Origin of the sequence: Rhizobium oryzihabitans (genome assembly GCF_010669145.1) — a bacterium.
GTDB classification, from domain to species: Bacteria; Pseudomonadota; Alphaproteobacteria; order Rhizobiales; family Rhizobiaceae; genus Agrobacterium; species Agrobacterium oryzihabitans.
Window position 1 is genome coordinate 842,322 of record NZ_CP048632.1, and the last position, 19,226, is coordinate 861,547.

General features: G+C 58.7%; 17 protein-coding genes and 1 pseudogene. 10 read left to right on the forward strand and 8 right to left on the reverse strand.

Annotated features, from left to right (window positions below):
* Positions 1-282 precede the first annotated feature (282 nt).
* The 3 genes from lon to clpP form a co-directional block, all read right to left on the reverse strand.
* Positions 283-2,700 (reverse strand): endopeptidase La, encoded by a 2,418-nt coding sequence (gene lon / locus G3A56_RS04590; RefSeq protein ID WP_003496483.1) that lies wholly within the window; start codon positions 2,698-2,700, stop codon positions 283-285.
* Between the two features lie 412 nt (positions 2,701-3,112).
* The gene (gene clpX, locus G3A56_RS04595; RefSeq protein ID WP_003496489.1) at positions 3,113-4,390 is read right to left on the reverse strand and encodes an ATP-dependent Clp protease ATP-binding subunit ClpX; all 1,278 of its coding nucleotides are present in this window, start codon (positions 4,388-4,390) and stop codon (positions 3,113-3,115) included.
* 292 nt (positions 4,391-4,682) lie between these two features.
* Positions 4,683-5,315: an ATP-dependent Clp endopeptidase proteolytic subunit ClpP gene (gene clpP / locus G3A56_RS04600; RefSeq protein WP_003496491.1), complete on the reverse strand. Its 633-nt coding sequence runs from the start codon at positions 5,313-5,315 to the stop codon at positions 4,683-4,685.
* A 456-nt stretch (positions 5,316-5,771) separates the two neighbouring features.
* Between clpP and G3A56_RS04605 the strand changes: the two genes are divergently transcribed.
* Positions 5,772-7,019 (forward strand): GGDEF domain-containing protein, encoded by a 1,248-nt coding sequence (locus tag G3A56_RS04605; RefSeq protein WP_082184140.1) that lies wholly within the window; start codon positions 5,772-5,774, stop codon positions 7,017-7,019.
* A gap of 84 nt (positions 7,020-7,103) precedes the next feature.
* Positions 7,104-8,357, forward strand: a complete 1,254-nt coding sequence (locus G3A56_RS04610; RefSeq protein ID WP_164056187.1) for a cytochrome P450 — start codon at positions 7,104-7,106, stop codon at positions 8,355-8,357.
* A gap of 55 nt (positions 8,358-8,412) precedes the next feature.
* Here G3A56_RS04610 and G3A56_RS04615 read toward each other — a convergent pair whose 3' ends face one another.
* The 4 genes from G3A56_RS04615 to G3A56_RS04630 form a co-directional block, all read right to left on the reverse strand.
* Positions 8,413-8,757: a cupin domain-containing protein gene (locus G3A56_RS04615; protein ID WP_082184139.1), complete on the reverse strand. Its 345-nt coding sequence runs from the start codon at positions 8,755-8,757 to the stop codon at positions 8,413-8,415.
* A 14-nt stretch (positions 8,758-8,771) separates the two neighbouring features.
* The gene (locus G3A56_RS04620; protein ID WP_003496498.1) at positions 8,772-10,055 is read right to left on the reverse strand and encodes an O-acetylhomoserine aminocarboxypropyltransferase; all 1,284 of its coding nucleotides are present in this window, start codon (positions 10,053-10,055) and stop codon (positions 8,772-8,774) included.
* 73 nt (positions 10,056-10,128) lie between these two features.
* Positions 10,129-10,563, reverse strand: coding sequence for a CoA-binding protein (locus G3A56_RS04625; protein WP_082184138.1), 435 nt, complete (start codon positions 10,561-10,563; stop codon positions 10,129-10,131).
* A 386-nt stretch (positions 10,564-10,949) separates the two neighbouring features.
* Complete coding sequence (locus tag G3A56_RS04630) at positions 10,950-11,396, reverse strand: hypothetical protein (RefSeq protein WP_137067533.1); 447 nt, start codon at positions 11,394-11,396, stop codon at positions 10,950-10,952.
* Positions 11,397-11,466: 70 nt separating this feature from the next.
* Between G3A56_RS04630 and G3A56_RS04635 the strand changes: the two genes are divergently transcribed.
* The 6 genes and pseudogenes from G3A56_RS04635 (at position 11,467) to G3A56_RS04660 (ending at position 16,417) form a co-directional block, all read left to right on the forward strand.
* Entirely contained in the window at positions 11,467-12,303 is an 837-nt protein-coding gene (locus G3A56_RS04635; RefSeq protein WP_082184137.1) for an EamA family transporter, read from the forward strand.
* Between the two features lie 251 nt (positions 12,304-12,554).
* A pseudogene (rplM, locus tag G3A56_RS04640) lies at positions 12,555-13,018 on the forward strand (50S ribosomal protein L13).
* 2 nt (positions 13,019-13,020) lie between these two features.
* Positions 13,021-13,488 (forward strand): 30S ribosomal protein S9, encoded by a 468-nt coding sequence (gene rpsI / locus G3A56_RS04645; RefSeq protein WP_003496509.1) that lies wholly within the window; start codon positions 13,021-13,023, stop codon positions 13,486-13,488.
* A 130-nt stretch (positions 13,489-13,618) separates the two neighbouring features.
* Positions 13,619-14,572: an agmatinase gene (gene speB, locus G3A56_RS04650; protein WP_082184136.1), complete on the forward strand. Its 954-nt coding sequence runs from the start codon at positions 13,619-13,621 to the stop codon at positions 14,570-14,572.
* Between the two features lie 70 nt (positions 14,573-14,642).
* Positions 14,643-15,575: an N-acetyl-gamma-glutamyl-phosphate reductase gene (gene argC, locus G3A56_RS04655; protein ID WP_082184135.1), complete on the forward strand. Its 933-nt coding sequence runs from the start codon at positions 14,643-14,645 to the stop codon at positions 15,573-15,575.
* Entirely contained in the window at positions 15,572-16,417 is an 846-nt protein-coding gene (locus G3A56_RS04660; RefSeq protein WP_164056188.1) for an aminoglycoside phosphotransferase family protein, read from the forward strand. The genes argC and G3A56_RS04660 overlap by 4 nt, the downstream gene beginning before the upstream one ends.
* 6 nt (positions 16,418-16,423) lie before the next feature.
* On the opposite strand, the gene G3A56_RS04665 is transcribed toward G3A56_RS04660, so the two are convergent.
* Positions 16,424-17,542, reverse strand: coding sequence for a COX15/CtaA family protein (locus G3A56_RS04665; RefSeq protein ID WP_082184133.1), 1,119 nt, complete (start codon positions 17,540-17,542; stop codon positions 16,424-16,426).
* A gap of 128 nt (positions 17,543-17,670) precedes the next feature.
* Between G3A56_RS04665 and G3A56_RS04670 the strand changes: the two genes are divergently transcribed.
* Both G3A56_RS04670 and uppA read left to right on the forward strand, forming a co-directional pair.
* The gene (locus G3A56_RS04670) at positions 17,671-17,883 is read left to right on the forward strand and encodes a DUF2842 domain-containing protein (protein ID WP_035218889.1); all 213 of its coding nucleotides are present in this window, start codon (positions 17,671-17,673) and stop codon (positions 17,881-17,883) included.
* A 98-nt stretch (positions 17,884-17,981) separates the two neighbouring features.
* Positions 17,982-19,214, forward strand: coding sequence for a polysaccharide biosynthesis GNAT family N-acetyltransferase UppA (gene uppA, locus G3A56_RS04675; protein WP_082184132.1), 1,233 nt, complete (start codon positions 17,982-17,984; stop codon positions 19,212-19,214).
* Positions 19,215-19,226: the final 12 nt, after the last annotated feature.

A 19,226-nucleotide genomic window follows, 5' to 3' on the forward strand; every position in this document is an offset into this window, starting at 1 on the left:
CCCCTTTCAATGGTTTGAAACGACTCGGAATTAAGCCGGCGCAGAATACGTTTACATCCACGCGCAGCAACCCAAAAGCGCTGGAATCGCCTGAAAAACAAGGGGTCTGCGATTTTTTTCACAAAAAAGGCCGACATTTCTGCCGGCCTTCCACATATTCGTGCCAAATTGGCATCACTTGCGCGGGCCGAAGCGCCGCCTGTGCCTTCCGGCACCTAACGCATTGATTCTATGCATCACCTTTTGCGAAAACCGATTCCGGCCTCCGCGTCGATGCCTTGATCAATGCGCGATCGTCTGACCGCCTTCGTCGACACCCTCAACGGTGGCGATGACAGGCGTTTCGATGCTGCCGTCCCACTCGATGGGCTCCGGCTTGCGAAGCAGCGCGTGTTCGATGACCTCGCCCATGCGCGAAACCGGGATGATTTCCATCTCGTTCTTCACATTGTCCGGAATCTCCGCCAGATCCTTGGCGTTCTCTTCCGGGATCAGCACCTTCTTGATGCCGCCACGAAGTGCTGCAAGCAGCTTTTCCTTCAGGCCGCCAATAGGCAGCACGCGACCACGCAGGGTGATCTCGCCCGTCATCGCCACATCCTTGGAGACCGGAATGCCGGTCATGATGGAGACGATGGCGGTTGCCATGGCAACACCGGCGGACGGTCCGTCCTTCGGGGTTGCCCCTTCCGGAACGTGGACGTGGATGTCGCTCTTGTCGAAACGCGGCGGCTCGATGCCGAAATCCACGGCGCGCGAACGGACATAGGATGCCGCTGCCGAAATGGATTCCTTCATCACTTCCTTGAGGTTGCCGGTCACCGTCATGCGGCCCTTGCCCGGCATCATCACGCCTTCGATGGTGAGCAGCTCACCGCCGACTTCCGTCCAGGCAAGACCGGTGACGACACCGACCTGATCCTCGCGCTCGGCCTCGCCGTGGCGGAACCGCGGAACGCCCAGATAATCCGGAACGTTGGCTGCGGTGACTTCCACGGACTTGACCTTGCCCTTGATGATCTCGGTCACGGCCTTTCGTGCAAGCTTCATCAGCTCGCGCTCGAAGCTGCGCACGCCCGCCTCGCGGGTGTATTGCTGGATCACGATCATCAGAGCGTCATCGCTGACCGAGAACTCTTCCGGACGCAGGGCATGTTCCTTGATCGCCTTCGGCAACAGGTGACGCTTGGCGATTTCGCGCTTTTCGTCTTCCGTGTAACCGGCGATGCGGATCACTTCCATACGGTCCATCAGGGGACCCGGAATGTTCAGCGTGTTGGCCGTGGTCACGAACATCACGTCGGACAGGTCGTATTCCACTTCAAGGTAGTGGTCCATGAAGGTGGAGTTCTGTTCCGGATCGAGAACTTCCAGCAGGGCAGACGACGGGTCGCCACGGAAATCCATGCCCATCTTGTCGATTTCGTCGAGCAGGAAGAGCGGGTTCGCCTTCTTGGCCTTCTTCATCGACTGGACGATCTTGCCCGGCATGGAGCCGATATAGGTACGGCGGTGACCGCGGATTTCCGCCTCGTCACGAACGCCACCCAGCGCCATGCGCACGTATTCGCGGCCGGTCGCCTTGGCGATCGACTTGGCGAGCGAGGTCTTGCCGACGCCCGGAGGGCCGACGAGGCACAGGATGGGGCCACGGATCTTGGTGGCGCGCGCCTGCACTGCCAGATACTCGACGATACGCTCCTTGACCTTGTCCAGACCGAAATGATCCTGATCGAGGATGGTCTCGGCGGCGTTGAGGTCGGTCTTGATCTTCGACTTCTTGCCCCATGGCAGACCCAGCAGCCAGTCCAGATAGTTGCGCACGACAGTCGCTTCCGCAGACATCGGGCTCATCTGGCGAAGCTTCTTCATTTCCGCCTCGGCCTTGTCCTTGGCCTCCTTGGAAAGCTTGGTCTTGGCGATGCGCTCTTCCAGTTCGGCCATCTCGTCCCGGCCATCTTCGCCGTCGCCGAGTTCCTTCTGGATCGCCTTCATCTGTTCGTTCAGATAATATTCGCGCTGCGTCTTCTCCATCTGGCGCTTGACGCGCGAGCGGATACGCTTCTCGACCTGAAGCACGGAAATTTCGCCTTCCATGAAGCCGAGCGCCTTTTCAAGCCGCTGCTTCACGCTGACGGTTTCCAGCATTTCCTGCTTTTCGGTGATCTTGATCGACAGGTGCGAAGCGACCGTATCGGCCAGCTTCGAATAATCGTCGATCTGACCGGCAGCGCCGACAACCTCGGGCGAGATCTTCTTGTTGAGCTTCACATAGCTCTCGAATTCCGAAACGACCGAACGCGACAGGGCCTCGATCTCGACGGGATCTTCGGCAGGCTCCTGCAACGGCGTCGCAGACGCCTCGTAGAAATCCTCGCGGCCGGTATATTCATCGATCTGGGCGCGGCCCTTGCCTTCCACCAGAACCTTGACAGTGCCATCGGGCAGCTTCAGGAGCTGGAGAACATTGGCAACCGTGCCGACCTTGTGGATGGCGTCCGGGGTTGGATCGTCATCGCTGGCGTTGATCTGGGTGACAAGCATGATCTGCTTGTCCGAACCCATGACTTCCTCGAGCGCGCGAATGGATTTTTCCCGCCCGACGAACAGGGGAACGATCATATGCGGGAAAACGACAATGTCGCGCAGGGGAAGTACCGGATAGGTACCGCCAGATGCCGCAGACGTGATGTTCGTCATATCATTTCCTTTCCATGGTCCCTTTCGGGACACTTTGCAGGACGTCTTGGGGCGTCCGGCATATTCATTTCTCGAGACTGAAAGTGGAGTTTCGAAACACCGATTTCAAGTCACCGGAAGAGACGGCCCCGCGCAGCGGCAAGACCGTAAAATTCAACAAAACCCAGCGCCGGCCATTACTCCCGACATTTCCGGTTATCCTTGAAGGCCAGGAACCGGGTCGCCGACGGTAATTCACATTTCCGTCATATCGCGCTGCAAATCAGTTGTAAGACTTTATCAGCAAAGCGCAATCCGCTCCAAACGCAAAATCGGGCTCAGCCAAGTTAGGCGCAAGTTTCACACCCTGGCCCAACAGAAAAGGCCCGCACGGGTGCGGGCCTTCCAATTCATACCAGACCGGATCAGCCTATCAGGCGGAAACGTTGGTCTTTTCTTCCTGACGATCCGCATAGATGTAGAGCGGACGAGCGACGCCGCTGACGACATCGTTGGAGATCACAACCTCGCGCACGCCTTCCAGCGTCGGCAGTTCGAACATGGTATCCAGAAGGATCTTCTCCATGATCGAGCGCAGGCCACGGGCACCGGTCTTGCGGGTGATTGCCTTACGGGCGATCTCGCGCAGCGCGTCCTCGTGGAAGGTCAATTCCACATCTTCCATCTCGAACAGGCGCTGATACTGCTTGACCAGCGCGTTCTTCGGTTCCGACAGGATCTGGATCAGCGCATCCTCGTCGAGATCCTCCAGCGTCGCCAGAACCGGCAGACGGCCGATGAATTCCGGGATGAGGCCGAACTTCACCAGATCTTCCGGCTCCAGTTCGCGCAGCACTTCGCCGACGCGACGATCGTCTTCCGCCTTGACAGTGGCACCGAAGCCGATCGAGGTCTTTTCACCCCTGGCCGAGATGATCTTGTCGAGCCCGGCAAAGGCGCCGCCGCAGATGAACAGGATGTTGGTCGTATCCACCTGCAGGAATTCCTGCTGCGGATGCTTGCGGCCGCCCTGCGGCGGCACGGAAGCGACCGTGCCTTCCATGATCTTCAGAAGCGCCTGCTGGACGCCCTCGCCCGACACGTCACGCGTGATGGAGGGATTGTCCGACTTGCGGGAAATCTTGTCGACTTCGTCGATATAGACGATGCCGCGCTGGGCGCGTTCGACATTGTAATCCGCAGACTGCAGCAGCTTCAGGATGATGTTTTCCACGTCCTCGCCGACATACCCGGCTTCGGTCAGCGTCGTTGCATCCGCCATGGTGAAGGGAACGTCGATGATGCGGGCGAGCGTCTGGGCAAGATAGGTCTTGCCGCAACCCGTCGGACCGACGAGCATGATGTTCGACTTCGCAAGCTCGACATCGCCGTTCTTGGAGGCGTGCGCGAGGCGCTTGTAATGGTTGTGAACGGCAACAGACAGGATTTTCTTCGCCTGTTTCTGGCCGATGACATATTCGTCGAGGATCTTGATGATGTCCTGCGGGGTGGGAACACCCTCGCGCGACTTCACCATCGACGTCTTGTTCTCCTCGCGGATGATGTCCATGCACAATTCGACGCATTCATCGCAGATGAATACTGTCGGCCCGGCAATGAGTTTCCGGACTTCGTGCTGGCTCTTGCCGCAGAATGAACAATAGAGTGTATTTTTAGAGTCGCCGCCGTTGCTGCCGCTGACTTTGCTCATATCTCTTTCCTTCCAGCACGCCGCAGGTCCGCCAAACGGATCGCGGTCAACTTACCGCCCGCCGATACGGCAGCCCTTGGGGTGCATCACCGTATCCGCCTCGTTTCCCGGGGTACTAGCCGTATCAGATACAGGAGCTGACAACCGGCTGCAACGAATTCCCCATCAAACCAAAGGCCACGTCATAAAAATTCAACACAGCCTTTATATACACTAATATCGCTTTCTGTTCCGGTTGAAAGCCCCGAAATTACTTTCCGGGGTTAAACAAACGTCAAAAAAGCATCGCGCCTCAATTCGCGGCGGCGCCTTCCATTTCCTGGCGCGAGGTGAGGATCTTGTCGATCACACCCCAGTCCTTCGCCTCGTCTGCATCCATGAAGTGGTCGCGATCAAGGGTTTTTTCAACCTCTTCGAGCGTGCGGCCGGTGTGCTTCACGTAGACTTCATTAAGGCGACGTTTCATCTTGATTATGTCACGGGCGTGACGCTCGATGTCCGAAGCCTGGCCCTGGAAACCACCGGAAGGCTGGTGAACCATGATGCGGGCGTTCGGGGTTGCAAAGCGCATTCCCTTCTCGCCAGCGGCCAGAAGCAGCGAACCCATGGATGCGGCCTGGCCCACGCAGAGCGTGGAAACCGCAGGGCGGATGAACTGCATCGTATCGTAGATCGCCATGCCGGCGGTCACGACGCCACCCGGCGAATTGATGTAGAGCGCGATTTCCTTTTTGGGGTTCTCAGCCTCGAGGAAAAGCAGCTGCGCGCAAACGAGCGAAGCCATCTGGTCTTCCACCGGACCGGTGAGGAAAATGATGCGTTCCTTGAGAAGACGGGAAAATATGTCGTAGGAGCGTTCGCCGCGATTGGTCTGCTCTACGACCATCGGCACCAGAGCCATGGCGGTATCAACTGGATTTTTCATGTCCGTCCTTTGTCAAACTCTGCCCTTCGCGAAAAACCGCTCCGGAATCACTTCTAACCTTCATTCTCCCTACATAGAGTGTCCCTGCCCCGTACTTCAAGACACGAAGCCGCATATCCTTAACGGCTCAACAGCGATTGCAGGCCTTTGCCGCCGGTGCGGGCAGCGACTTCGAACTGCCCGGCGCCCGCAGGACCACTCTCCCTTAACGGCATTATTTTTCACAGGGACGGAGCGCAGACATAAAAACCGGTGGTCATGCACAGATATAACTTCTTACCGGCAAGAACTCGTTAGGTATTTGCGGCTGATACTGCGGCCGCGAATTTCCGGTTTCCAACAGGAGACAGGAGCCTCCCTGAGGCGAAATGGCAGCTCAACAATTCCAGCGGGCATAACGCACCTCGTGCGAAAGAGCCCGCTTTTACCGCATGATGGCGCAGATAGGATTTTGCAATGCTGGATGCAAAGACGAGCACGCTACTGTGGGCGGCGGAAACGTTCACCCTTGCTGTGCTTTTGGGAACGCTGTGGCTGCACCGCCCTTCCCGCCAGCATAATCTCTACTTCGCCGCCGGCTTTCTCGCCACAGGATTCGGCACGGTGATGGTGGCGTTTCGCGGGGATATTTCCAGTTTTCTATCCATTCAGGTCGGCAATACGCTGGCGCTGTCCGCCTTCGGTTTCTGGCTCGCGGGCCTGTTATGCCTGGAGCAGCGGAAACTCGGCGGCTGGATTGCAATTCCGGCCCTGTTGTGGATCGCCGGAATGCTCGTGCCGCCCGTGCGCGAAGACATGGTCGCCCGCATCCTGCTCTATCATGCCAGCGCGGCCACGGGCTATTTCATGCTCGCCGGTGTCCTTCTGGCCAGCAGGGCGCGCACAACACGCAGCCGAAAGGTACTGGCCACGATCCTGATCCTGCAGGCTTTTGCCGGGGCGCTCGTCGCATCCATCGTCATCCCCGCCAATGCCGCGGTTCCCAACGCCATTCCCATGACGTCGGCGCTCTCCATTTCCGGCATGCTCGGCTTCACGGCCATCATCATGATCAGCGCCAAGATCATCATGGAGGACACGGAAATTCGTCTTCACCGGCTCGCCATGACCGATCATCTAACCGGCGTTCTCAACCGGCGCGGTCTTCTGGAGGAATTCGACCGCATCAAAAAGCGGTCGCCGGCCTCCGACCGCTATGTGGCGCTGGTGCTGTTCGACATCGACCACTTCAAGAAGATCAATGACAAATATGGCCACCAGTCCGGTGACGCGGTTCTCGTGCACTTCTGCACGATGGCGCAGCGCGTCATCGGCGATCGCGGCCTCTTCGTCAGGATGGGCGGTGAGGAGTTCGCGCTGGTGGCGGAAGTGGAAAGCCCTTCCAGCACGGTGACGCTGGCGGAAGCCATCCGCAGCAATCTGCGCCAGTCGAAGATCACTGCGCGTGGCGAAAGCATCGAGGTTACGACGAGTGTCGGCATATCCGAAGCCACGATCAGGGATGCCGACCTGAGCGTGATGATGACCGAGGCCGACCGCGCGCTCTATGCGGCAAAAAAAGCCGGCCGCAACAGAACCGTCCTCCACGTCAATTCAGCCAATGTCGTCGTGCCCTCTCCTGACCGGGACGAAAACCCGATGGACAACAATGCCGACCGGCAGGTCGCTGCACTGAACCGGATATCGGCCATCGCCAGCCGGTGACAAGGTAACCACACGGTGACAGTCAGAAAACACGATGAGGGGCTTTTTCATGCCCTTCCAAAAGCATCAAGTGCGGAATAAACCATGGGCATGACAGCGACATTTCCCTTTCTCAAAATCGACCCTGCCACACGCCGCGTTTCGCTCAACGCCCGCGATCCGGCCTTCTACAACGACCCGAACCCGGTCTATGCCGCCCTGCATGCGGAGTGTCCCACCTTCTACTGGGAAGAACAGCGGCAATGGTTCTTCACCGGATACGACCATGTCAGCGCCCTTCTGCGCGACCGCCGGTTCGGACGGCAGATCCTGCATGTGGCGAGCCGCGAGGAAATAGGCCTTCCCCAACCGCAGGACCATGTGAAGCATTTTGATGCCGCCGAGCAGCATTCGCTGCTGGAACTGGAACCGCCGGAACACACCCGCCTGCGCACGCTCATCAACCGCGCCTTCGTGTCGCGGCATGTCGACAAGATGAAGCCGGAAATCGAGGAACTCGCCAACCGCCTGATCGACGCCTTCGAACGGAACGGCGAGACGGAACTCCTCTCTTCCTATGCCGACATCATTCCGGTGACGATGATCGCGCGGATGATCGGCATTCCCGAGGAGATGGGCCCGCAGCTGCTGAAATGGTCACATGCCTATGTCGGCATGTACATGTTCAAGCGCACCCCCGAGGACGAGCTTCTGGCCGACAAGGCGGCCCATGAATTCTCGGACTATGTGCGCAGCGTGATTGCCGAGCGGCGGGCGGAGCCGAAGGACGATCTCCTGAGCCACATGATCCACACGGAACATAAGGGCCAGTATCTCACCGACGACGAGCTCATCTCCACCACCATCGTTCTATTGAATGCCGGGCACGAGGCAACCGTGCACCAGATCGGCAATTCCGTGCGCATCATTCTGGAAAGCGGCATTTCCCCGGATGCCCTGTTCCACGACGAGACGGCCACGGAACGCACGGTGGAGGAGACGCTGCGCATCTGCGCACCCGTCCATATCTTCCAGCGCTGGGTTCTGGAGCCGGTCGAGATCGACGGCGTGGAATTCAAACGCGGCGACAAGGTCAGTCTCATTCTGGCGGCAGCCAATCTCGATCCGGCCAAGTTCTCCGATCCGCTGGCCTTCAGGCCGGACCGGAATGAGGGCGCCAACGTCTCCTTCGGCGCCGGCATCCATTTCTGCATCGGCGCGCCGCTGGCAAGGCTGGAACTGAACCTTGCCCTGCCGCTGCTTTTCAAACGCCTGCCTGGCCTGAAGATCGCCAAGCCGCTCAGGGTCAAGGATGTCTATCATTTCCATGGCCTGGAGCGGCTCGATCTCAGCTGGTGACAGCCATTTCGGAAATGGCCTCCCCTAGCTGACGAATTTATGAATCATCCGGCCCCTACAGCCGGATGACATAATCCTTACGCGTCGTTTCCACGACCTCCCACGTGCCCGCAAAGCCCGGCCGCAGGATCAGCCTGTCGCCCGGCTTCAGGTGGCGCGGCTCGCCACCATCCTCGGTCAGGATCGAGTGGCCCTCCAGAATGCTGAAATATTCCCATTCGTCATAAACCACACGCCATTTGCCGGGCGTGGATTGCCAGATGCCGGCATAGATGCCGCCGGGCGCTTCCTCCAGATTCCATGTGGTGAATCTGGGATCGCCGGAAATCAGCCTTTCCGGCGCAGGCGCGCCGTGCTCCACCTCGGCCGAGACATCATCGAATGTCAGAAAATTCGTCATAATGACCCCGGCCCTCAAATCTTCGAAAGCGATTGTTCGAGATCGGCGATGATGTCCTTGACGTCCTCGATACCGATCGACAGGCGCACAACATCCGGTCCGGCACCTGCCGCCGTCTGCTGTTCCGGTGTCAGCTGCGCATGTGTCGTGGAAGCAGGATGGATGACCAGCGAGCGTGTATCGCCGATATTGGCGAGATGGGAGAAAAGCTGCAGACCTTCCACCAGCGCCTTGCCGGCGGCATAACCGCCCTTGATGCCGAAGGTGAAGACGGAGCCTGCTCCCTTTGGTGAATAATGCTGCTGGATGGCATAGTTGTCGCTGTCTTCCAGCCCGGCATAATGCACCCAGCCGACCTTCGGATGCGCCTTCAGCCATTTGGCGACGGCCAGCGCATTGTCGGAGTGGCGCTGAACGCGCAGCGGCAGGGTTTCTATGCCGGTGAGGATGAGGAAGGCATTGAACGGCGAGATCGCCGGGCCAAGATCGCGCAAGCCAAGCACGCGGCAGGCGATGGCGAAAGCGAAATTGCCGAAGGTCTGGTGCAGCACGACGCCTGAATATTCCGGACGGGGCTGGGAGAGCGCCGGATATCTGTCCGTCGCCGACCAGTCGAAGGTGCCGCCGTCGACAATGATGCCGCCCATGGAATTGCCATGGCCGCCGAGGAATTTCGTCAGCGAATGCAGCACGATATCCGCACCATGCTCCAGCGGCCGCAGCAGATAGGGGCTGGCCATGGTGTTGTCGACGATGAGCGGCAGGCCATGCCGGTGGGCGACATCGGCGATTGCGGCGATATCCACGAATGTGCCGCCGGGATTGGCAAGACTTTCAATGAAGATGGCGCGTGTGCGCTCATCGATCTGCCGTTCGAAACTGGCCGGGTCGGTCGCATCGGCCCAGCGCACCTGCCAGTCGAAGCCCTTGAAGGCATGGCCGAACTGATTGATGGAGCCGCCATAAAGCTGGCGGGCGGAAATGAAGTTGTCACCATGTTGCAGCAGCGTGTGGAAGACGAGCAATTGAGCGGCGTGACCGGATGCGACGGCGAGTGCCGCCGTGCCGCCCTCGAGGGCTGCGACACGTTCTTCCAGAACCGCCTGGGTGGGGTTCATGATGCGCGTGTAGATATTGCCAAACTCTTTCAATCCGAACAGCGCGGCAGCGTGATCGGCATCACGGAAGGCATAGGCCGTCGTCTGATAGATAGGCGTCGCGCGCGCGCCGGTGGTCGGATCAGGCTGCGCGCCTGCGTGCACGGCCAGCGTTGAAAAACCGGGATTGCTGCTCGACATAATGTTTCCTCCAATGAAATTTTGGAGGGATCATAATGCCTTGCCGCCAAATGATAAGTCCAATGTGTACCAACTATCGCATAATATTGAGACGCGGATACTCAATTGCGGGGCAACGGTCCATCACCACGTCTATGCCGTAGGCTTCGGCCTTGGCCGCGGCATTGTCGTCTCGCACGGAAAGCTGGCCCCAGATCACCTTCGGGCGCTGCGGCAGCAATATCGCCTCCTCGACGATTGCAGACAGATATTCCGGTGCGCGGAAAACATCGACCATATCCACCGGTTCGGGAATATCGGCAAGCCGGGCATGGACCTTCTGCCCCAATATCTCCTTGCCCGCCTGACCGGGATTGACCGGGAAAACGCGGTAACCCTTGGAGAGGAGAAAGCGCATCACGCCATGGCTCGGGCGGTCCGGGTTTGGCGAAGCGCCAAGCAAAGCGATGGTGCTGACATCCGTCAGGATTTTTCTGATGTAATCCGGCTCGTAAGTATCATGCTGCATGTCAACTTATCCCTCTGGCACATCGGGTGATTTCAGGCCCCCAGCCCGCACTTCAGGTTGGAGAGCCACAGGAAGCGTCGCGTTTCCCGCATGAGCAATACTGGCGGTGTTCCCTGCGGCGGTCATTCACATCTAGGAAGCGCTGTCGCTCTCTTGAACCCCTGCCCGTCTGAAAATCATGACCACGCCGATGTTCCCCGCCTGAAACGGCAGATTTTTTTCACGCAAAATGATTTCACAAAAATGCGCCAACTGCAGTTGTATTGAGTATTTCAATCCAGTTTTCAAAATGGCGCGTATCGGAAGGAATGCTTGCGATAACAACATTTGCGTGCATTTAATGCGCACTTCGTGTCCTGTTTGTTTTCATTCCGTTCACCGATGAATTAGGCAAATCTAATTTTCAGAAAGTTATTCTGCAAATCTATCGATATCCAAATCTGAAACGTTGCAGTCAACCATTCAGTAAGTTCATGAAATTCCTTTTCAGTTTGGACATCAATACCGGCATTCAATTGATACACCCTTGGGCCGGAAACCAATGCGAATTTCAGCCTGAAGAGGCGGCAAAAAAGACCATCTTTTGAGGAAAAAACGCTCCGCCATAGAGCGGCGAGCCGTGCATCCGACGCCGGTGCGGCTGTTTTGGGGATGAATTCATGAGCAGGGCCAGACATCGTGTGACGCAAAAGCCACCCGCCCTGCCTCGCAACATGCACAAATCCGAAACTTGACGCGTGTCGCAATCCGTAAAATGGCCGCAGCCTGCAAAGAGCAATCCGGCGGCTCCCTGCGCCCACTTTCAGACGATCAGCATTGCGCATCACCTTCATCGAAAATGGATTCCGGTTTTTAAGCTGATGCTGTAGGTTGCCCAGAATAGCCCGCGAGCGAGTCTCTATTGTGACAATTGATATTCTTTTTCTGGTGCTCCTGGGCGCGATACTGCATGCCGGCTGGAATGCACTGGTCAAATCCGGTTCCGACAAATCGCTCGATGCCTCGCTGATTGCCGCGGGGGCTGCAGCCTGCTCTTTGCCGTTTCTGCCTTTTCTGCCGTTTCCCGCGCCAGCGGCCATTCCCTTTCTGATCGCCTCGGCCTTTTTACAGTTTGCCTATTTCCGGCTTGTTGCGGCTGCCTATACGATCGGCGATATCGGCCTCGTTTATCCCGTCATGCGCGGGGTGGCGCCGCTCATCGTTGCGGCGACAAGCAGTCTTTTCCTGAGCGAGGTTCTGAGCCCGCTTGCGCTTGCCGGCATCGCCATCATATCCGGCGGCATATTGACGCTCGCCTTCGAGGCGCGGCGCGGCGGCGGCAAGGCGATCATCCTTGCGCTCATCAATGCCTTCGTGATCGCCTCCTACACCTTCGTCGATGGTGTCGGTGCACGGCTTTCCGGCAATGCGATTTCCTATACGCTGTGGATGTCGCTTCTACCGCCCGTGCTGCTGTTCGGTTTTGCTTTTTACCAGCGTGGAGCAAGTGCCGTCGCGGCGCATGTCCGGCGCAACTGGTGGCGCGGTCTGATCGGCGGTGGCGGCTCCATTCTCTCCTATGGGCTGGCGCTCTACGCCATGACCAAGGCCCCCGTCGCCGTCGTTGCGGCCCTTCGCGAAACCTCCATTCTGTTTGCGCTGGTTATCTCCGTCGTGATCCTGAAAGAACGCGCCAGCATCTGGCGTTATCTTGCCGGCGGCATCATCGCGGCAGGTGTTCTGGTCATGCGGCTGGGATAAAATCGACCATGCAGGTGGGGTAAAATAATACCACACAAATAACCGATTGTTTTTATTGGTTTATTTTTACCGTCGTCCAAGTCCGCGATATTGACGCTTCATCCAGCACACCGTATAAGCGCGCCAGATCGGATTCCAGAAGGAATATGGTCATTTGCGGTCGCCTTCGGGTGACCAAACCAAGCAACAAGAAACGCCCGTATGCTCTTATTTAAAAGAGGATGACGGGTCCACGTTAGAAAGTGAAATCCATGTCTACTTTCGTTCAGAAGCCTGCTGAGGTGGAGAAGAAGTGGGTCATCATCGACGCCGAAGGCCTCGTTGTTGGTCGCCTCGCCACCATCGTTGCAACCCGCCTGCGCGGCAAGCACAAGGCCACCTACACCCCCACGTCGATGATGGCGACAACGTCATCGTCATCAACGCGGAAAAGATTGCCTTCACCGGCAACAAGTACTCCGACAAGAAGTACTACTGGCACACCGGTCACCCGGGTGGCATCAAGGAGCGTACGGCTCGCCAGATCATCGAAGGCCGCTTCCCGGAGCGCGTCGTTGAAAAGGCCATCGAGCGCATGATCCCGCGCGGCCCGCTCGGCCGTCGCCAGATGAAGAACCTGCGCGTTTACGCCGGCTCGAACCATCCGCACGAAGCACAGCAGCCCACCGTTCTCGACGTGGCCGCGCTTAACAAGAAGAACGTAAGGAGCGCCTGATAATGGCCGATCTTTCCTCTCTGAAAGACCTCGCCCCGGCATCGGAAGCTTCGGCTCCCGTGCACGTCCGCAAGGTTGATACCCTCGGCCGCTCCTACGCGACCGGCAAGCGCAAGAACGCCGTAGCCCGCGTATGGGTGAAGGCCGGTTCTGGCAAGATCATCATCAACGGCCGCGATTTCACCACGTATTTCGCACGTCCGGTTCTGCAGATGATCCTCCAGCAGCCGCTGGTCGCAGCTGCCCGCTCCGGTCAGTTCGACATCATTGCGACGGTTGCAGGCGGCGGTCTTTCCGGCCAGGCCGGTGCAGTTCGTCACGGTGTTTCCAAGGCTCTCACCTACTTCGAACCGGGCCTGCGCTCCGTTCTGAAGAAGGGAGGCTTCCTGACCCGCGACAGCCGCGTTGTCGAGCGTAAGAAGTACGGTAAGGCCAAGGCCCGCCGTTCGTTCCAGTTCTCCAAGCGTTAATCGCTTATCCGAACTGTTCGTTCAGAACTTCGAAAGGCGGGGCTTCGGCTCCGCCTTTTTTCATTGTCTCCTCCCTTGTTTTTTCAGCAGGAAGACAGCAACCTCGGCGCAAATCGCAATGGGGTGATCAATGCCGTCCAAAACCATCGACCATGCCTTTACCGCCGCAGCGCTGACATCGGCTGCCACCGACCCGACCCATGCGGGCGTCCTTTCCTTCATGCGGCGCAAATATACCAAGAACCTCAAGGGCGTATCGACGGCCGTCTGGGGCATTCCTTTCGATGCGGCGACCTCCAACCGGCCGGGTGCGCGCTTCGGGCCACAGGCGATCCGCCGGGCTTCGGCAATTTTCGACAATGATCCGCAATATCCCTTCGCGCGCGATCTCTTCGCCCATATGCCGACCATTGATTACGGCGATTGCCTGCTCGACTACGGCAATCACTGGAAAACGCCCGACACGATCGAAAAGGAAGCGCGCCGGATCATCTCCAAGACGGATTATCTGCTGACGCTCGGCGGCGACCATTTCATCACCTGGCCGCTTCTGAAGGCGCATGTGGCAAAGCACGGCCCAATGGCGCTGGTGCAGTTCGATGCCCATCAGGACACCTGGTTTGACGATGGCAAGCGTATCGACCACGGTTCCTTCGTGGCACGCGCCGTGCGCGACGGCCTGATCGATGCCGACCGCTCGATCCAGATCGGCATCCGCACCCATGCGCCGGAGGATTTCGGCATCCGCATTCTCCACGGTTACGAGGTGGAGGAGATGCGGGCAAGCGACATCGCCTCGCTGATCGTCAAGCACACGGCGGGCATGCCAGCCTATCTCACCTTCGATATCGATTGCCTCGATCCAGCCTTCGCACCGGGAACCGGCACGCCTGTCGCGGGCGGACCGACCAGCGCCAAGATATTGTCCGTTCTGCGCAGGCTCGGTCAGCTCGATATTCGCGGTTCCGATGTGGTGGAAGTCGCGCCCGCTTACGACCATGCGGATATTACTGCCATTGCCGGAGCCACCGTTGCGATGTATATGCTTGGCCTGCGTGCCGAGCGGCTGGCGAAGGCTGGCTGACACAGAAAACGGCACTTACAGAACTGATTCCGATTACCCTCGCAACCCTTTGAAAAGTCAGGACAAGGACATGACAGCGAAGATCTTCATCGATGGCGAACACGGCACAACGGGTCTGCAGATCCGCACGCGCCTTGCTGATCGCCGCGATATCGAGCTGCTGTCCATTCCCGAAGCTGAGCGCCGCAATGCGGCGATGCGCGAGGATATGCTCAACAACGCCGACATTTCGATCCTCTGCCTGCCGGATGATGCCTCACGGGAAGCCGTCTCGATGGTGGCCGGCAACAACAATGTCCGCATCATCGACACCTCGACCGCCTATCGCGTTCACAAGGACTGGGCTTACGGTTTTGCCGAAATGGACAAGGAACAGGGCGAGAAGGTCCGTTCCGCCCGTTTCGTCGCCAATCCGGGCTGCTATCCGACCGGTGCCATCGGCCTTCTACGTCCGCTGCGCGCTGGCGGCATCCTGCCGGACGGTTATCCCGTCAGCGTCAATGCGGTCTCCGGTTACACCGGCGGCGGCAAACAGATGATTGCGCAGATGGAAGACCAGAGCCGGGACGACGCGATCAGCGCTAACAACTTCCTCTATGGCCTGACGCTTACCCACAAGCACGTGCCGGAAATGACCATTCACGGCCAGCTCGACCGTGCCCCGCTGTTTGCGCCCTCCGTCGGGCGTTTCCCGCAGGGCATGATCGTACAGGTTCCGCTGTTTGCCGCCGACCTCAAGGAAGGCACGACCATCGAGACCGTGCATGCCGCCCTCACCGCGCACTATGCCGGGCAGGACATCGTCAGCGTCGTTCCGCTTGCGGAGAGCAAGGGTCTTTCCCGGATCGATGCCGAGGAACTGGCCGGTAAGGACACGATGAAACTCTTCGTCTTCGGCACGCCGGGCGGCGAGCACATCAACCTCGTGGCGCTGCTCGACAATCTCGGCAAGGGTGCATCCGGTGCGGCCGTCCAGAACATGGAATTGATGCTGTCTGCATGAACCAGCGACTCCCCTCTTTTCCGGCCTCGTGGAATATCGAGGCCGCAAAACAGATTGCCGACACGCCGGCCGGGATGGTTTACGAGGTGACGCTTGGCGATGGCTCCCTCGCCGTTGCCAAGGCGCTGAAAGACAAGGTTCTGACAGACAGCCTGCGCGGCGCGGATTTCATCGAATGGCGAGCGGGTGTCGGCTGCGTGAAGCTGCTCGACCGCTCCGACGACATCATTCTCATGGAACATGCCGGATCGGAGACGCTGCGCGACGTATTGTTCCGCGACGGCAACGACGATGCCACAACGGAAATCGCCGCCGATGTTCTCCTGCACTATCACCAGCCTTCAACACAGCCGCCACCGTCAAGCCTGCTGACGCTGCCGCAATATTTCAAAAGCCTGTTCCGCAAAGCCGAACAGGACCGCACCGACGGTATCGAGAGCCCCTATATGGAGGCCGCTTCGCTTGCCGAGGAGCTTATCGGCCGCCAAAGCGATGTCCGTCCTCTGCATGGCGATCTGCATCACGAAAACATCATGCGCAGTGCGCGGGGCTGGATCATCATCGACCCGGCGGGCCTGATCGGCGATGCGGCACTCGACGTCGCCAACATGTTCTCCAATCCGCTTGATCGCTTCGATCTGACACGCAGCGAAGCGCGCATCGCCTCCATGGCGTCGATTTTTGCGAAGGCGCTCAAGCGGGACGAGCGGGTTCTTCTGCAATATGCCTTTGCCTATGGCTGCCTTTCGGCAGCCTGGCATGACGAGGACGGCAATGTGGAAGAGCGCGACAATGAACTTGCCGTTGTCGCAACCACCAAGAGTGTGCTCAGGCAGCTTTAAACGTCGTCAGTCCCTGACTTCGACGGCGACCGGTGCCGGGTATTCCCCGATGAAACCGCGCCAGTGTGCCACCGCAAAACCAAGCACGATCAGCGCCATGCCCTGATGGGCGAGCGCGACATGGATATCCACATGCATCAGCAGCGTGGTGATGCCGAGTGCTGCCTGAATGGAGACGAGCACGAAGAACAGCACGGAGCGGCGGGCATGCGGCGTGCCGGGCAAGGCGCGGGCGATGGACACCATATGCCATAGCGTGGCGGCAAACAGCGTATAGGCGCCGAGACGGTGGACGAACTGCACCGTCTTCGGGTTTTCGAAGAGGTTGATCCACCAGGGTTGCTGCAGGAAGAGGTCACCCGGCACCAGCGACCCATCCATCAGCGGCCAGGTATTGTAGGAAAGGCCGGCATTCAGCCCCGCCACCAGCGCGCCAAGATAAATCTGGAACAGACAGAGGAAGGTCAACAGTGCGGCAAAGCCCCTGCCCGTCCTTTCATCAGCCGCCTCCGGCGAATGATGCGACAGACCGCGCAATATCCACATGCAGCCCGCAAAGATGAGGCAGGCGATGGTCAGGTGCGTGGCGAGACGATATTGCGAGACATCCGTGCGGTTGACGAGGCCGGAAGACACCATCCACCAGCCGATGAAGCCCTGAAAACCGCCAAGCGCCAGAAGGCCGACCAGCGGCAGGCGCAGGCGCTTTTCGATACGGCCGGTGAGCCAGAAGAAGGCGAGCGGCAAAGCGAAGATGAGGCCGATGGCGCGGGCAAGCAGGCGATGCGCCCATTCCCACCAGAAGATCGTCTTGAACTCATCAAGCGACATGCCCCTGTTGATTTCCTGATATTGGGGAATGCGCTTGTAGAGCTGGAATTCCTCTTCCCATTCGGCCACGGAAAGCGGTGGAATGGCGCCGTGGATCGGCTTCCATTCGGTAATAGACAGGCCGGATTCGGTGAGCCGCGTGGCGCCGCCGACGAGGACCAGACAAAAAAGCGTGAAGAGGACGACGCGCAGCCAGATGCGCAGCAGGCGGCGATCCTTCTCCTGCTTCTGCAGGGCAGCCTCCACCACCAATTCCGCAGAACCATCTGTCATCGTCATGCCGCTCGAACGCATCTTTCGGGTCTCCATCATACAGTCATGTTGATTAGCCCCAACCGGCACCACAAAACAAGGGCTGAGGGTTTGCGGCATCCGGTCGCGGCGGTATAGTCCGGCGCAGATACTCAATGACGGAAGACTTCATGCACCCTCGCCTCAGATCGCTTATCGGCACCATCGTCATCATCTGCCTCGTCGTCGTTTACGCCGTGGCGGCGACGGCCATCGCATCGGCAACGCTGGCGCAATCGCCCTGGTGGGTGCATCTCATCTATTTTGTCCTGAGCGGTCTTTTGTGGATATTGCCCGCCATGCTCGTCATCAAATGGATGGCCGGATCAAAAAAACGGGGGTAGCCGCCCTCTTTCCATGGGACATCCAGAGGTCGCAATTTTATAAACCGATTGTTTGCCGCTCAACGCTATAGTGCGATCGAAACAACCGGAGAGAGTGGATGGCGGCTGTGGGGCCGGTCACAACGAGCGAGGACAAGAAACCTGCAGCCATGCAAGGCGAGCGGCGTGGCGCCGACCGTCTGACCATAGATCTCGTTGAAGACGCCTCGACCATCCGCTCCGACTGGGAGCAACTGGAGCGCGATCCGCTCAATTCGTTGCATCAGGGTTTTGGCTGGTGCTCCATCTGGGCGCAAACGCAGAACAGCCCCCTTGTCATCATTCGCGGCAGGCAGGATGGAAAGACGGTGTTTCTGCTGCCGCTGGAAATCGTTCAGGAAGGCGGCATCCGCAAGGCGCACTTCCCCGGTGGACGTTTCAACAATATCAATACCGGGCTTTTCGACCCGACCTTCGCCGAAGAGGCCGGGCATAAGACGGCGGCGGCCATTGCCCGCGAGGCTCGAAAACTGCTGCATGGCCGCGCGGATATTCTCGCCCTGCAGAACATACCGCTGATCTGGCGCGGCAGGGCCAACCCGCTCTCGCATCTGGCTTCGGTTGAAAACCAGAACCCCGCCTTTCAGCTTCCCCTGCTCGACAGTTTCGAAAACACCCTGCGGCAGGTCAATGCCAAGAGGCGGCGAAAGAAATTCCGTATCCAGAGCCGACGGGCCGAGGAAATGGGCGGTCATAGCCATGTGATCGCCCGTTCGCCCCAGGAAAAATGCGAATTGCTGCAGGCGTTCTTCCGCCAGAAGGCCGCCCGTTTCGCCTCTCAGGGCATTCCGGATGCCTTTCGCGATCAATCGGTGAAGAATTTTTTCTACGATCTGGCCAATTTTCCGGAAACGGGCACGGACAGCCTTCTGGAACTGCACGCCATTCGTCTGCATGGCGACAATGAAGGCGTGATCGCCGCCATAGCGGGCCTTTCGCGCAAGCAGGATCACATCATCTGCCAGTTCGGCTCGATCGATGAGGCGGTTTCGGACATCAGCCCCGGCGAATTACTGTTCTGGCTGATGATCGAAAAGGCGTGCAGGGAAAAAGCCGCGCTGTTCGATTTCGGGGTCGGCGACCAGCCTTACAAACGCAGCTGGTGTCCGCTGGCAACCGTTCAGCATGACATATTCCTGCCGGTGACACTAAAGGGCCGTGCGGCCGCCTCCGCTTATGTGGCGATTGCGAGAACGAAGACCCTGATCAAATCCAATCCGTCGCTTTATGCGTTCATCCAGCGTTTCCGCGCCGGGCGACCACGGATGGACACGCCACCCGCCGCCGATTGAGTATCTTCTGCT

Coding starts and splice junctions, on each gene's coding strand:
- lon (WP_003496483.1), bottom strand. CDS start 2,700: ATGACGAACATCACGTCTGCGGCATCTGGCGGTACCTATCCGGTACTT.
- clpX (WP_003496489.1), bottom strand. CDS start 4,390: ATGAGCAAAGTCAGCGGCAGCAACGGCGGCGACTCTAAAAATACACTC.
- clpP (WP_003496491.1), bottom strand. CDS start 5,315: ATGAAAAATCCAGTTGATACCGCCATGGCTCTGGTGCCGATGGTCGTA.
- G3A56_RS04605 (WP_082184140.1), top strand. CDS start 5,772: ATGCTGGATGCAAAGACGAGCACGCTACTGTGGGCGGCGGAAACGTTC.
- G3A56_RS04610 (WP_164056187.1), top strand. CDS start 7,104: ATGGGCATGACAGCGACATTTCCCTTTCTCAAAATCGACCCTGCCACA.
- G3A56_RS04615 (WP_082184139.1), bottom strand. CDS start 8,757: ATGACGAATTTTCTGACATTCGATGATGTCTCGGCCGAGGTGGAGCAC.
- G3A56_RS04620 (WP_003496498.1), bottom strand. CDS start 10,055: ATGTCGAGCAGCAATCCCGGTTTTTCAACGCTGGCCGTGCACGCAGGC.
- G3A56_RS04625 (WP_082184138.1), bottom strand. CDS start 10,563: ATGCAGCATGATACTTACGAGCCGGATTACATCAGAAAAATCCTGACG.
- G3A56_RS04630 (WP_137067533.1), bottom strand. CDS start 11,396: ATGAAGGTGATGCGCAATGCTGATCGTCTGAAAGTGGGCGCAGGGAGC.
- rpsI (WP_003496509.1), top strand. CDS start 13,021: ATGGCCGATCTTTCCTCTCTGAAAGACCTCGCCCCGGCATCGGAAGCT.
- speB (WP_082184136.1), top strand. CDS start 13,619: ATGCCGTCCAAAACCATCGACCATGCCTTTACCGCCGCAGCGCTGACA.
- argC (WP_082184135.1), top strand. CDS start 14,643: ATGACAGCGAAGATCTTCATCGATGGCGAACACGGCACAACGGGTCTG.
- G3A56_RS04660 (WP_164056188.1), top strand. CDS start 15,572: ATGAACCAGCGACTCCCCTCTTTTCCGGCCTCGTGGAATATCGAGGCC.
- G3A56_RS04665 (WP_082184133.1), bottom strand. CDS start 17,542: ATGCGTTCGAGCGGCATGACGATGACAGATGGTTCTGCGGAATTGGTG.
- G3A56_RS04670 (WP_035218889.1), top strand. CDS start 17,671: ATGCACCCTCGCCTCAGATCGCTTATCGGCACCATCGTCATCATCTGC.
- uppA (WP_082184132.1), top strand. CDS start 17,982: ATGGCGGCTGTGGGGCCGGTCACAACGAGCGAGGACAAGAAACCTGCA.